Below are 13735 nucleotides of genomic sequence, written 5' to 3'. Positions count from 1 at the left end.
GCACGGGTTCGGCTGCCCGCCCCGTGCCCGCCTCGCGGTGAGTGTGGTCCCACCCAGGTGCCTGCGGGTGGGACCAGGCTCACCGCCGTTCCGAGTCGCGGTGAGTGTGGTCCCACCCAGGTGCCTGCGGGTGGGACCAGGCTCACCGCCCGAAGGACCGCGCCGCCCACTCCTCGGCGAGGATCCCGTACGTATAGCCGTCGATCCACCCGAGCTCGGCGTGCCAGGAGTCGCGTACGCCGTGCTGCTCACGCCGCATGCCGAGCTTCTCCATCACCCGCCACGACGCGGTGTTGGCGGCGAAGCATCCGGCGGTGACACGAAGGAGGCCGAGCTCGTCGAACGCCAGGTCGAGCAGCGCCGACGCGACCTCCGTCGCGAGTCCCTTCCCCGCGTACGCCGGGGCGAACGTGTAGCCGAGCGACCCCTCGACGCCGTGCCAGGGTTCGTCTCCCTCCCGCTGACCCAGCCCGTCACGGACCTCGACCGACGCGATACCGATCGCCGTACCGTCGAGGTGCACGACCGCGGCGTGGTCGGTCGGGTCGGCGACGCTCGCCAGCCACGCCGAGCGGAAAGCCTCGGGCTCGACGACCGTACGGATCAGCCAACGGGTGACGTCCGGGTCGTTGCGCCAGACCATGACCTCGTCCAGCGACTCTGCGGTGGGCAGGCGCAGCTCGAGCCGTTCGGTTCGGCGCGGCCACGCGATGTCGGGTGTCGTCACGTGAGCGACCCAAGCAGGCATCCGCCACCCGGGCAACGCAGTTTTCGCGCCTGTCAGACTCCTTCGATGACCGGAACGAAGATCTCAGCGGATGCCGCCGGCACCTGGCGGCTCGGAGACATGACGGTGAACCGGCTCGGGTTCGGCGCGATGCGGCTGACGGGCAGTGCAGCCTTCGACCTCGGGGTGTCGAGCGATCGCGACCGGTCGATCCACGTGCTCCGACGGGCACTCGAGCTGGGCGTCAACCACATCGACACCGCCGCGTTCTACTTCTCGGCGCTGCGCTCGGCGAACGAGCTGATCAGCACCGCGCTCGCGCCGTACCCGGACGACCTCGTCATCGCCACCAAGGTCGGCCCGGGGAGAGACGCGTCCGGTGCGTGGCTTCCCCCGGCCCGCCCCGACCAGCTCCGCGGACAGGTCGAGGAGAACCTTCGCCAGCTCGGTCGCGACCACCTCGACCTGGTGAACTTCCGCAGGATGCCGACCGTCTCCTCGATCAGCGAGCACGTCGGAGCACTCGCCGAGCTGCGCGACGCCGGCCTGATCCGGCACATCGGCATCTCGGCGGTCGAGCGCAGGCACCTCGACGAGGCCCTCGCAGTCACCCCGGTGGTGTGTGTGCAGAATCGGTTCGGCATCGGAGCGCCGTCGGAGGCGCACGACCTCCTCGCGGCCTGCGGCGAGCTCGGGATCGCGTTCGTCCCGTTCTTCTCGGTCGCCGGCGCGGGGGCGGAGCGTGGCCGGTCGGCTTCGACCGAGGAGCACGAGACGCTCAAGATCGCGGCGGCGCACGGCGCGTCGCCCGCGCAGATCCGACTCGCGTGGACGCTCCAGCAGGGTCGCCACGTCCTCGCCATCCCCGGGACCGGCGACCCGGAGCACCTCGCCGAGAACGTCGCTGCAGCCGCGCTCCACCTGACCGAGGACGAGCTCGCTCGACTGTCTTCCGTCGAATGATGCGTGACAGATCCTGTTCCCACATCCCCGTGATCATGGGCCGAATCGCGCTGTGAGCGACTTTACGAAACAAATCTTCATCCCACAGGCTGATACGACGCGTAGCGCAACCAGTCTCGGGTGCGCTTGCATGCAAGGGATCCGCCTGAATCCGTCGGGCGGCGGAAGGAGCCACTCGCGTGCGATCCTCACTCGTACGAGTCGGCCTCGCCGGGGGCACAGCGGCACTGCTGCTGACCGCTCTCCCGACGGCGCTCGCCTCGTGGGCCTCGGCCACACCTCCCACTGACCCACCGGCCGTCGACTGCAGCGCAGTCCTCGCGGCCCCGACGCTCGACTCGGCGTTCGACGCCGCTGCCCGTGCGGCAGACGTGCCCGCCGACGTGCTCAAGGCAGTCTCGTACATGCAGTCCCGCTGGGAGGGCCACGACGGTCGCGCCAGCAACGACGGCGGCTACGGGATGTTCAATCTCCGGTCCACGACCACCGCCGTGCCCGACGCCGCCGGCAAGGGGACTTCGACCCGCTCCGACCGATCCACCACGAGCCAGCTCGAGCGGGCTGCCGATCTCACCGGGCTCGACGCCACCACCGTACGCGCGGACGACCGCGCCAACGTCTGCGCAGCCGCGGCGCTCACCGCGTCGTACGCACCCGACCTCGACGCCGACGCACCGGCCGAGAGCTGGACGGGCGCCATCGCGCAGTTCGGTGCTGCGGCGACCTTCACTCGCCAGGTCCTGACGACGCTGCACAGCGGGCAGTCGCGGGTCACGTCCGGGGGCGAGGCGGTCACCCTCGAGGCCGACCCGACCGTCGACGTACCCGACGACACCGCCAGCGACCCCGAGACCGACTGCCCGACCGACCTCGGGTGCGAGTGGCTCCCCGCCGGCTACGCGAAGGGCGACCCGGCGGACCCCGACAGCACGGGCAACTACGGCAACCACGACAAGGCCGACCGCACCGGGCCCGGCGGACCGAAGATCAAGTACATCGTCATCCACGACACCGAGACCGCGTACGACCCCACGATCCGCCTCGTCATGGACCCGACGTACCTCGCGTGGAACTACACGATCCGGTCGTCCGACGGCCACATCGCCAACCACCTCGATCCCAAGGACGTCGGCTGGCACGCCGGCAACTGGTACGTCAACGCGCACTCGATCGGGATCGAGCACGAAGGCTGGGCCGGTTCGGCAGGTTGGTTCACCGAGGCGATGTACGAGCAGTCCGCGAAGCTCGTCCGCCACCTCGCCGAGGAGCACGACATCCCGCTGGACCGCGCTCACATCATCGGTCACGACCAGGTCCCCGGCATCACGGCCGGCGCCACCAAGAACGTGCACTGGGACCCGGGACCGTACTGGGACTGGGAGCACTACTTCGACCTGATCGGAGCACCGATCGGGCAGTCCGCGAAGAACACCGCCACGGTGAAGGCCGGCGACGTCGTCGAGGTGCGCCCCGGCTACGCCGACAACGTCAACCCCGTCACCGGATGCCAGCAGGCGTCGCCCGGCTCGGGTGACTGCGTGGTCGGGCAGGGCACGAACTACATCGTCGCCCGCCAGGCGCCGTCGGTCGACGCCCCGCTCGCGAAGGACCCGGGGTGGAAGCCGAGCGGCGCCGACGGGACGACCTACGCGAGCGACATCAGCGCCCGCATCCAGTCCGGGCACAAGCTCGTCGTCGCCGAGGTCCGGGACGGGTGGCTCGGCGTGTGGTGGGCGGGCTCGCTGGTCTGGATCGAGAACCCGGCCGCGAACCCGACCGTGCTCCGTACGACGGCGAAGACCGTGACGGTGACGTCGCCGACCACAGCCGCACCGATCTTCGGGCGCGCCTACCCCGAGCCGGAGGCGTACGCGCCGTACGCGATCCCGGTGCAGCCGATCTCGCCGCTCGAGTACACGCTCGGGGTCGGGCAGACGTACGCCGTGAGCGACGACGACGTCGAGACCGACTACTACCACGCGAAGACGTTCGACGGGTCGATCCCCGACGACCGGACCGACGTGAAGGGCGAGCTCGAGTACTACCAGCTCTGGTACGCCCACAAGCAGGTGTTCGTGAAGGCGGACGACGTCACGCTCGCAGACCCCGGCAAGCGTGTCGTGGTCCCGACGAGGCTGCCGAAGATCACCGGCCAGCCGTTGGTCGGCGCGACCCTCACCGTCAGCAACGGCTCGTGGTCGCGCGAGGTGCACGGCTTCGAGTACACGTGGCTCGTCGGTGGGCGCAAGGTCGCGGACGCGACGTCGTACACCTACACGCTGAAGCCGTCCGACGCGGGCAAGCGTGTCATCGCCGTCGTGTCGGTCGACGACAAGGCGCTGTATCCGATGGTCGCGCCGTCCGCGCCGACCGGGAAGGTGCGGCGCTAGCGCCGAGCGGCGTTCGGTGCAGCGCTAGCGCCGGCCGGCGTTTGCCACGCTCCCCACGCAAATGCCCCTCGTGCCCCGCAAATTTGCGGGGCACGGGGGGCATTTGCCACGGGAGCGTGGGAAACGGGGAAGGAGCGTGGAAACGCGGGCGGGCGGGGGCGGCGGGCGGGGAAACCAGCCCGTCAGGCCTCCGCGTCGAGGGCGGCGGCGACCCGACGGTGCGCCTCCCAGATCTCCTCCGGCATGTTGTCGAACTGCGCGAGGTGCTCCTCGCGGAAGCCGATCTCCTGACGCCAGCGCTCGACGTCGATCGAGAGGATCGTCTCGAGGTCCTCCGGCGTGATGTCGACGCCGTCGAGCAGCAGCTCCTCCTCGGTCGGGATGATGCCGACCGGGGTCTGGCGACCGGTGACCTCACCCTTCTTGAGCTGGATCAGCCACAGGAGGGGACGCAGGTTGTCGCGGTATCCGGGCCACAGGAAGTGGTCGTCCTCCGGGTCACGCTGGAACCAGTTCACGTGGGCGAAGATCGGCTGCTCCTTCGCAGCGCCGACCACATTGAGGTAGTGGCGCGCGTAGTCGCCCTCTCCGTACGCCATGAACGGACGGTTCGACATCGGGTCGTACCGCAGCTGGCCCTCGACGCCCTCCGCCGCGAACGTCGCCTCGGCGCCCAGCGTCAGCCCGTCGTACACACCCTCGGCGAGGTCGTCGATCGCGCGGATCAGCGGCTCGCGGTCACGGGTGCGTCCGCCGAAGATGATCGCGTCGATCGGCACGCCCGAAGGGGTGTCGTAGTCGGGCGCGATGTTGGGGACGTTCGCCAGCGTCGTGGTGAAGCGGCTGTTCGGGTGCGCCCACGGAGAGTCGTCGCCCGGCTCGCGGTCGGCGATCGGGGCGCCCATCCAGTCGAGCCAGCCGGTGACGTCGGCGGGCGGCTCGGGCGTACGACCCTCCCACCAGACCTCCTGCGTCTGAGGGTTGTAGGCGACGTTCGTGAAGATCGCGCCGGTGCCCTCGTCGACGGAGTGCAGCGCCGTCGGGTTGGTGGTCTCGTTGGTGTCCTTCGCGACACCGAAGACGCCGTACTCCGGGTTCATGCCGTACAGGCGCCCGCTGGCCTCGTCGACCCACAGCCACGCGATGTCGTCGCCGTAGAACGAGACGTGGTAGCGGTCGCCCAGCGCATCCGGCGGCAGCATCATCGCGAGGTTGGTCTTGCCCGACGCGCTCGGGAACCCGCCGCAGATGTGGTGGGTCTCGCCGGTCTGCTTGTCGTGGATGCCGATGAGCATGTACTGCTCGGCGAGGAACTTGCGCGAGTCCCAGCCGTCGTACGCGCCCTGGCGCAGGCCGTGCGCGATCTTGCCGAGCAGCGCGTTGCCGCCGTACGAGGAGCCGAAGTGCAGGATCGTACGCTCGTCGGCGACCGTCACGAAGTAGCGCTGGTCGTCAGGGGTGCCGTGACCGAGGGTCTCGAGGTCGCCGGTGACGTGGACCGCGCGGACGAAGCTGTCGGGGTCCTCGAGGTCGTTGACGAACTCCACGCCGACGCGCGCCATCCGCATCATGTGCAGCACGACCGTACGGGTGTCCGTCAGCTCGACGCCTGCGGCCCAGGGCGCGAGCGCGTTGCCCGGGGGCGACATCAGGTAGGGGACGACGTACATCGTCTTGCCGGCCAGCGCCCCGCGCATCTTGCTCTCGAGCAGCGGTCGCATCTCCGAGGCGGGGCGCCAGTTGTTGTAGACGCCCTTGTCCTTCGGATCGTTGGTCGCGACGATCGTGCGCTCCTCGGAGCGTGCCGTGTCCTTGTGGTAGCTGCGGGAGTAGTAGCGCCCGGTGCCTGCAGGCTCGAGCTCGCCCGCGTCGAGGGCCTCCTCGATGAGGCGCGCGTCGTCGGCGATGCTGACGACCTCGACCCGATCGGCTCCGGTGAACTCAGCCCAGTGGCGGACGTAGTCACGTACCTGGGGGTTCGTGAGGCCGGCTTCGTCCATCGCCTTGTCCGGATCTGACATCGTTCGGTCCTCTCGCTTGGGCGGGGTGCGAACGAGGCTACATGCGTAACGGCCGCCACATGGACGCCGGGTTTTTGTTGTTCCGCCGGTCATTTGTCCGGGGTTGGGACTGCCCTCACGAGACACGAAAGGCCGGACCCGATCGGGTCCGGCCTTTCGTCGATCTGCGCGCTCGAAGGGATTCGAACCCCTAACCTTCTGATCCGTAGTCAGATGCTCTATCCGTTGAGCTACGAGCGCTTGCTTCCCTCACCGGCGAAGCGACACCTACTCTAGCGGGTCGTCCCCGAAGACCGAAATCGGGTTCCCCACCTTCCGGATTCGGACACCTGGCGACCCCTGGTGACGGTACCTTTCATCGACGACTCGGCATGTCAGAAGCCGACACGACCTCTTGAGGCACCATGAACGCACCCGCGCACGCCCGCAGGCGCACGCGCACCATCGCCGCCGCAGCGACGCTCGCCGTCACCGCAGCGACGCTCGCCGCGACCGGCCCCGCCGTCGCCGACGATCCCGCCCCCGCGCCGGCCGTCGGGTCCGCCTGCCCGGCCGCCTACCCGCCGGCAGAGCTCGTCCGTGCGACGAGCACCACCCCCGGCACGCCCGTCCAAGGCCTGACCGTCTCCGCAGGGACGACACCCGACACCGTGACCGGCGAGTTCGTCGGCACGATCGACGACGGCATCGCGCCGGGCGTCGACATGCTGGTCTTCAAGATGAAGGGGTCGCGGATCACCGACGCATCCGGCGCGGTCGACCGCGGCATCTGGTCCGGCATGTCGGGCTCCCCGGTGTACGCCGCCGACGGCCGCCTCGTCGGCTCGGTCTCGTACGGCATGTCGTACGCGCCGAGCGACTACGCCGGCGTGACCCCAGCCGCCGACCTCTACCGGGCCGGCTCGTACGCGGCCGGCGCAGCGGCGGCGGCGATCCCGGCGAAGGTCGCTGCCTCGATGCGCGCCACCGGCGCCGCTCCGCAGGCAGTGGGGGGCTCGATGCGCCGGCTCCCGACCCCGGTCAACCTCCCTGCCGGGTTCTCGCCCGCCGCAGCGAAGTCGATCGCGAAGCGGGCCGGTCTCAAGAACGTCACGTTCCGCAGCGGGTCGAGCGGCGGCCGGACGAGCTCGCAGCCGATCGCCGTGTCGGCCGGCTCGAACGTCGCGGCCGGCTACTCGTACGGCTCCCTCCCGCTGGTCGGCGTCGGCACGGCGACCGCGGTCTGCGGTTCGAAGGTGTTCGCGTTCGGCCACCCGATGGACTGGCTCGGCAAGACGAAGCTGTCGCTGCACGGTGCCGACGCCGTCTACGTGGAGCGCGACCTCGACGGCGCCTTCAAGATCGCCAACGTCGGCGCCCCGATCGGCTCCTTCACCCAGGACCGGCTGACCGCGATCGTCGGCAGCCTCGGCCCGGCCCCGACGGGGACGACCGTCCGTACGACGAACCGCTTCGGCACGCACAGCCGTACCTCCTCCACGACGGCGCTCTCGCCGGACTGGCTGTCGACCGTCGGCGGCATGCAGTCGTCGATGGACGCCTTCCGGGTGACCGACGGCATCTTCGGCGGCGTGGTCCGCACGAGCCGCGAGATCAAGCTGCGCCGTTCGAACGGCCAGATCCTCACGTACCGGCGCAGCGACATCAGCGCCGACCGGTACGACGTGTCGTACGGCGCCGCCGAGGCGTTCGCCGGCGACATCGACTCGATCCTGTGGAACGGCTTCGAGGACGTCACCATCCTCGGCGCGACCGAGTCCACGACGATCTCCGAGGGCTACCAGGCGTACTCGATCTCGCGGCTCGAGGCGAAGCAGTTCGGCCAGTGGACGCGCGTCGGCTCCGACCCGCTGCTCGTACGCCGCGGCGGCACCCTGAAGCTGCGCGCCACGCTCAAGCGCAGCCCTGGCGCGACGGGCGTCGCGACCAAGACGGTGCGCCTGAACGTCGCGGTCCCGCGGCGCAAGTTCAAGTCGCCGATCGGCATCCTGTCCGTCAGCGGCGGCTCCTACGGGTCGTTCGACGAGGAGGACATGTTCGAGGACTACGCCGAGGAGGAGTACGACACGATGGGCGACGTGAGCTCGCTCCCCGACCTCATCGCCTCGATGTCCCGCGCGGAGCACGGCAACGACGTCTTCGCGTCGCTGAGCATGGGCCGCGGACGCAAGGCGGTCGAGAAGAAGACCCGCAAGGCGACGTCCACGGTCGTCAGCGGTGACTTCATGCTCCCCGTGATGGTCTACGGCAAGCCCAAGAAGCGCTGACCGACGTCGTACACCGCAGGGCCCGCACCCCCCATCGGGGTGCGGGCCCTGCGCCATTCCCGGGTCACCGTCTGCGGACCCCGGATCACCTCGGCAGCGGCGTGGTCGCCTCGACGGGCAGCGAGGCTGCTGACGCGTTGCCGGACGCGTCGACGGCGACGACCTGGTACGCGTACGAGGTACCGGCCGCGACCGTGGCGTCGGCGTACGCGGACTCGTCGACCTCGGCCAGCGGGGCTTCGCCCGCGAGCGGCCCGCCTGTGCCGACGACCGATCGGTAGACGGCGTAGTGATCCAGGTCCGGCTCGGTGCTGTCGGCCCAGTCGAGCGCGACCAACCCGTCGACGACGACCGCGACGAGGCCCGTCGGCGCTGCAGGCGGGGTCTGGTCTGCAGGAGTGGCGGCGACGCTGGCAGACGGGGCGGAGACGTTGCCGTGGGTGTCGACCGCGACGACGGCGTAGTAGTACGTCGTCCCGTTGGCGACGTCGCGATCGGTGTACGCCGGGGTGGGCAGGAGCCGCGCGATGCCGGTGCCGGTCGTCGGCACGTCGGCGCTCAGCGACCGGTAGACGCGATAGCCGGCCACGTCGGGCTCGGGGCTCGCCGTCCACGTGAGCGCGACCTCTCGGTCACCGGCGACGACGGTCGGCGCCGCCGGGGCCGCCGGGGCCGTGGTGTCGGTGGGCGCGCCGGTCACCTCCGCGGAGACGGCGGAGGCGTTGGCCGTCTCGTCGGTGGCCGCGATCGCGTACCGGTAGAGCGTGTCGTTGATGACGGTCGTGTCCACATAGCTGGTCGCCCCTCGCCTGAGGGTGGCCAGCGGCGCGAGCGGACGGCTGCCCACGGCGCGGTAGATCGTGTACGTCGCGAGGTCGTCCTCGGTGCCGGCGTCCCACCGCAGCGTGACGACGCGGTCCCCGGCAACTGCGGTGAGTCCCGTCGGTGTCGCGGGCGGGGTGGCATCCACCGGTGTCGCGGTCACGGGCAGCGACGCCGCCGACACGTTGCCGGCGCGGTCGCGAGCGGAGATCACATAGGCGTACGTCGTCCCGTTGGCGGCGGTCGTGTCGGTGTACGTGTTGACTCCCGCGTCGACCTCGATCTCCGTCGGGTCACCGGCTCCACCCGTACGGACGACGACGTACGCGTCGAGGTCGGCCTCCGGGTTGGCGGCCCAGCTCAGCGCGACCTCGCCGTCCTCGGCAACGGCTTCCAGGCTCGTCGGCACCGCCGGCGCGGCGCGGTCGAGGGGCGTCGCCGTGGCCCCGCTCGTACGGCCTGACTCGTTGCCCTCGTCGTCGTATGCGCTGAGCGCGTACGTGTAGGTGGTGCCGTTGACGACCGTGGCATCGCGGAAGCCCGTGGCCTTCGGGTCCAGGTCGGCGATCTTCTGGGACGGTGAGCCGGCGGCCGACCGGAAGACGCGGTAGCCGGCGAGATCTTCCTCGGCGTTCGGGTTCCACACCAGGTCGACGCGGCCGTCGTGCGCCGACGCGGCGAATCCGCGCGGGGTCTCCGGTGCGTCGGTGTCCGGGAGCGTGACGTCGGCGGGCGCCGAGGGGGCGGACACGTTGCCCGCACCGTCGACGGCGACCACGCGGTAGCGGTAGAGGACCTTCTCGGCGACGCCGTGGTCGGTGTACGTCGGTGCCGATCGGACGGCGACACCGACCTTGACGAAGTCGCCCCCGTCGTCGGACCGCCAGACCGCGTACGAGGCGGTGTCGTCGGTGGCGGCGTCCCACTGAAGCACGACGTTGCCGCCCCGCACCTCCGACGCCAGCCCCTGGGGCACCGCAGGTGGGACGACGTCTCGGGCGGTCGCGGAGACGGTCGAGCCGGCGGACGTGTTGCCCGACGTGTCTCGCGCGACGATCGTGTACGAGTAGGCGACGCCGTTCTTCGCGCTGATGTCGGCGAAGGTCGTCGCGGCCGGTCCGCGGGCGAACTCCACGGCCCCTCCGATCCCGTCGACGCGCGTGCGGGTGATGACGTACCCGGCGAGGTCGCTCTCGGTGTTGGCAGCCCAGGTCAGGTCGATGCAGCCGTCCTTCCCCACGGCGGCGAAGCCCGTCGGCGCGCCCGGAGCGGACGCGTCCGCCGGGGCAGCGGCGGCCAGCGCGGGCGCCGAGGCGTTGCCCGAGGTGTCGCGCGCGACGAGCGCGTACGCGTAGACGGTGCCGTTGACGACGGTCGAGTCGACCCACGAGTTCGCGGACTCGTCGAGCGTCCAGGACCTCGCGACGCCCCCGCCCGTACGACGCAGGACGAGGTCGGCGAGATCGGCCTCCGTGCTCGGCTGCCAGGTCAACGACACGTGGCCGTCGCCGGCATCGGCGACGAGGCCGTCCGGCGCCTTCGGAGCGACCGTGTCCTTCGGGGTGGCGCTTACGACCGCGCTCGGCGCCGAGGCGTTGCCGTGGTGGTCGACTGCGACGACCGCGTAGGAGGCGGCGACCCCGTTGGTCAGTCGTGTGTCGGTGAAGCGGCGGGTCGCGGTCTCGCGCAGCAGGCGCCCGTCGCGGTACACGCGATAGCCGCGCAGGTCGAGCGACGGCGGCGCACTCCACGCGAGGGCGACGACCCGGTCGGCGGCGACGGCACGCAGACCGCGCGGCGCGGCCGGCGGCGTACGGTCCGGGGCCTTCACCAGCTCGGCAACGACGGCGCCGGCGCCGGCCTTCTTCACGTAACGGACCTCGACCGTGTGCTTGCCCTTGCGCAGCGTGCGGACCGCCGCGGCGTACTTGCCCTTCGACGCGGTCGCGACCCTCCGTCCGTCGATGCGCAGTCGCGCGGTGCCGGTTGCGCGGGACCGCAGCTCGTACGAGCCCGCGAGGGTGCGGGTCGTGCTCCAGCGCACCGCGAGTGGCGCGCGCTTCGCCCCGTACGTGGCGGCGACGCGACGCTCGCACCGGACCATGGCGGGCGTGCCGCTGAACGAGGCGCCCCGGTAGTACTGGGCGAGCCATCGGCCCGACTTCGCACACGACGCCGCAGTCGGTGCGGCAGCCGAGGCCGGATCGGCGGCGCCGGGCCCCAGCACGAGCAGGCTCGCCGTCAGGCCGGCGACGACGACGCCGACCGTCCGGGCAGGCCTGAAAGCGTGGATCACGTGGTCTCCCCCGAGCTGCAGTGGCAAACGTCGTACCGGCACGGTAGACGGCCGTTGTGACGCGTGTCTCGCGAACGCGTCATCTTCATGATGCACGCCGAACCCGATTTGTGGGGCCGATCAACATAAAACCGCAGGTCAGACGCCCTTTGTGATGTAGTTCACTTCGACGTACCCGTTGACATGGGATCGGCGATACGGGGCATACATTGACTGCACGACCCGCGTGATTCGGACCGTTCCCCGGCTGAGATCACGCGGGCCGCGACCACCTATCCACATCAGCTGGCCGACCACAGGATGGATCGGGCAGTGCGATCAACACGCTTGAATCGCGATGCGAGAAGGACTACACACACCATGGCCGCAGACACCACCACGTACGACCCTGTCACGACCTCCGACCTCTCGAGCGCCTACCGCTCGACCCACGCCGAGCTCCAGGCCTGGGTCGACGAGGTCGCCGCACTGACCAAGCCCGCCTCCATCACCTGGATCGAGGGCACCCCCGAGGAGTGGGTCCGCCTCACCGACGAGCTCGTCGAGGCCGGCACCTTCGTGCGACTCGACGAGACCAAGAAGCCGAACTCCTTCTGGTGCGCCTCCGACCCGACCGACGTCGCGCGTGTCGAGGACCGCACCTTCATCTGCAGCGTCGACGAGACCGACGCCGGGCCCACCAACAACTGGATGGCGCCCGCCGAGATGAAGAAGCTCATGACCGAGCTGTACGACGGCTCGATGCGTGGTCGCACGATGTACGTGATCCCGTTCGTGATGGGTCACCTCGACTCCGCCCACCCGATGTTCGGCGTCGAGATCACCGACTCCGCGTACGTCGTGGCGTCCATGACCGTGATGGCTCGTGTCGGCCGCCAGGTCCTCGACAAGATCGAGGCCACCGGCGCGTCCTTCGTCCCCGCTCTCCACTCCGTCGGCGCCCCGCTCGAGCCGGGCCAGGCGGACGTCCCGTGGCCGTGCAGCGACACCAAGTACATCGTGCAGTTCCCCGAGGAGCGCATGATCTGGTCGTTCGGCTCCGGCTACGGCGGCAACGCCCTCCTCGGCAAGAAGTGCTACTCGCTGCGCATCGCCTCCGTGATGGGTCGCGACGAGGGCTGGCTCGCCGAGCACATGCTGATCCTCAAGCTCACCTCGCCCGAGGGTGACGTCAAGTACGTCGCCGCCGCGTTCCCGAGCGCCTGCGGCAAGACCAACCTCGCGATGGTCGAGCCCACGATCGAAGGCTGGACGGTCGAGACCCTCGGCGACGACATCGCGTGGATGCGCGTCGGAGCCGACGGCCGCCTGTACGCCGTCAACCCCGAGTTCGGCCTGTTCGGCGTCGCTCCGGGCACCGGGTGGGACACCAACGCCAACGCGATGCGCACCATCGCGCAGGGCAACTCGGTGTTCACCAACGTCGCGCTCACCGACGACGGCGACATCTGGTGGGAGGGCATGACCGAGGACGCGCCCGCGCACCTCACCGACTGGAAGGGCCGCGACTGGACCCCCGAGTCTGAGGAGCTGTCGTCCCACCCGAACAGCCGCTTCTGCACGCCGATCCGTCAGTGCCCGATCCTCGCGCCCGAGTACGACGACCCGAACGGCGTCCCGATCGACGCGATCCTCTTCGGCGGTCGACGCAAGACGACGATCCCGCTCGTCACCGAGGCCCGTGACTGGACGCACGGCACCTTCATGGGCGCCACGCTCTCGTCGGAGACCACGGCTGCGGCGACCGGCGCGGTCGGCGTCGTCCGTCGCGACCCGATGGCGATGCTCCCGTTCATCGGCTACGACGCCGGCGACTACTTCAGCCACTGGATCTCGATGGCGAAGAACAACGACGAGTCGAAGTTCCCGAAGGTCTTCTACGTCAACTGGTTCCGTCGTGACGAGGACGGCGGCTTCCTGTGGCCGGGCTTCGGCGAGAACAGCCGGGTGCTCAAGTACGTCGTCGAGCGCATCGAGGGCAAGGTCGACGCCGTCGAGACGCCGATCGGCCTCGTGCCCGCGGCGGGTGCCCTCGACACCGACGGCCTCGACGTGAGCGACGAGCAGCTCGCGAAGGCCCTCGCCGTCGACGTCGACGAGTGGAAGGCCGAGATCCCGCAGATCAACGAGTGGTTCGAGAAGTTCGGCGACAAGCTGCCGGCCGTTCTCTGGACGGAGCTCGATGCACTGAAGGCACGCCTCGAGGCGTGATCCCCGGTCGCGGCGCCCCGCTCCCTCACGCAGGGAGC

7 protein-coding genes and 1 tRNA gene are annotated in these 13735 nt (G+C 70.2%); 4 read left to right on the top strand and 4 right to left on the bottom strand.

Annotation, left to right across the window (positions count from 1 at the left end; genetic code table 11):
* Window positions 1-142: 142 nt before the first annotated feature.
* Window positions 143-727, bottom strand: a complete 585-nt coding sequence (locus tag GH747_RS03885; RefSeq protein WP_205602744.1) for a GNAT family N-acetyltransferase — start codon at window positions 725-727, stop codon at window positions 143-145.
* 66 nt (window positions 728-793) lie between these two features.
* Here GH747_RS03885 and GH747_RS03880 point away from each other — a divergent pair, with 66 nt between their 5' ends.
* Together GH747_RS03880 and GH747_RS03875 are read left to right on the top strand one after the other, a co-directional pair.
* Window positions 794-1690 (top strand): aldo/keto reductase, encoded by an 897-nt coding sequence (locus GH747_RS03880; RefSeq protein ID WP_149768211.1) that lies wholly within the window; start codon window positions 794-796, stop codon window positions 1688-1690.
* Between the two features lie 179 nt (window positions 1691-1869).
* Window positions 1870-4080, top strand: a complete 2211-nt coding sequence (locus tag GH747_RS03875) for an N-acetylmuramoyl-L-alanine amidase (RefSeq protein ID WP_149768210.1) — start codon at window positions 1870-1872, stop codon at window positions 4078-4080.
* A 182-nt stretch (window positions 4081-4262) separates the two neighbouring features.
* Here the strand turns inward: GH747_RS03875 and GH747_RS03870 are convergent, their stop codons facing one another.
* A complete protein-coding gene (locus GH747_RS03870) occupies window positions 4263-6101 on the bottom strand; it encodes a phosphoenolpyruvate carboxykinase (GTP) (protein ID WP_149768209.1) in 1839 nt (612 codons plus the stop codon).
* A gap of 167 nt (window positions 6102-6268) precedes the next feature.
* Window positions 6269-6341 (bottom strand) — tRNA-Arg (locus GH747_RS03865).
* A gap of 164 nt (window positions 6342-6505) precedes the next feature.
* Here GH747_RS03865 and GH747_RS03860 point away from each other — a divergent pair.
* Complete coding sequence (locus GH747_RS03860; RefSeq protein WP_153816612.1) at window positions 6506-8368, top strand: hypothetical protein; 1863 nt, start codon at window positions 6506-6508, stop codon at window positions 8366-8368.
* Between the two features lie 85 nt (window positions 8369-8453).
* Here GH747_RS03860 and GH747_RS03855 read toward each other — a convergent pair whose 3' ends face one another.
* A complete protein-coding gene (locus GH747_RS03855; RefSeq protein WP_149768207.1) occupies window positions 8454-11486 on the bottom strand; it encodes a fibronectin type III domain-containing protein in 3033 nt (1010 codons plus the stop codon).
* A gap of 360 nt (window positions 11487-11846) precedes the next feature.
* Between GH747_RS03855 and GH747_RS03850 the strand changes: the two genes are divergently transcribed.
* Window positions 11847-13697 carry a phosphoenolpyruvate carboxykinase (GTP) gene (locus GH747_RS03850; RefSeq protein WP_149768206.1) on the top strand — a complete coding sequence of 617 codons (1851 nt, stop codon included), beginning with the start codon at window positions 11847-11849 and terminating at the stop codon, window positions 13695-13697.
* The last annotated feature ends 38 nt before the right edge of the window (window positions 13698-13735 follow it).

The sequence above is a fragment of the Mumia xiangluensis genome, from assembly GCF_010994095.1.
In the GTDB taxonomy this organism is placed as follows: domain Bacteria; phylum Actinomycetota; class Actinomycetes; order Propionibacteriales; family Nocardioidaceae; genus Mumia; species Mumia xiangluensis.
This window is presented reverse-complemented; position numbering and strand designations above follow the sequence as displayed.

Coding starts and splice junctions, on each gene's coding strand:
- GH747_RS03880 (WP_149768211.1), top strand. CDS start 794: ATGACCGGAACGAAGATCTCAGCGGATGCCGCCGGCACCTGGCGGCTC.
- GH747_RS03850 (WP_149768206.1), top strand. CDS start 11,847: ATGGCCGCAGACACCACCACGTACGACCCTGTCACGACCTCCGACCTC.
- GH747_RS03860 (WP_153816612.1), top strand. CDS start 6,506: ATGAACGCACCCGCGCACGCCCGCAGGCGCACGCGCACCATCGCCGCC.
- GH747_RS03870 (WP_149768209.1), bottom strand. CDS start 6,101: ATGTCAGATCCGGACAAGGCGATGGACGAAGCCGGCCTCACGAACCCC.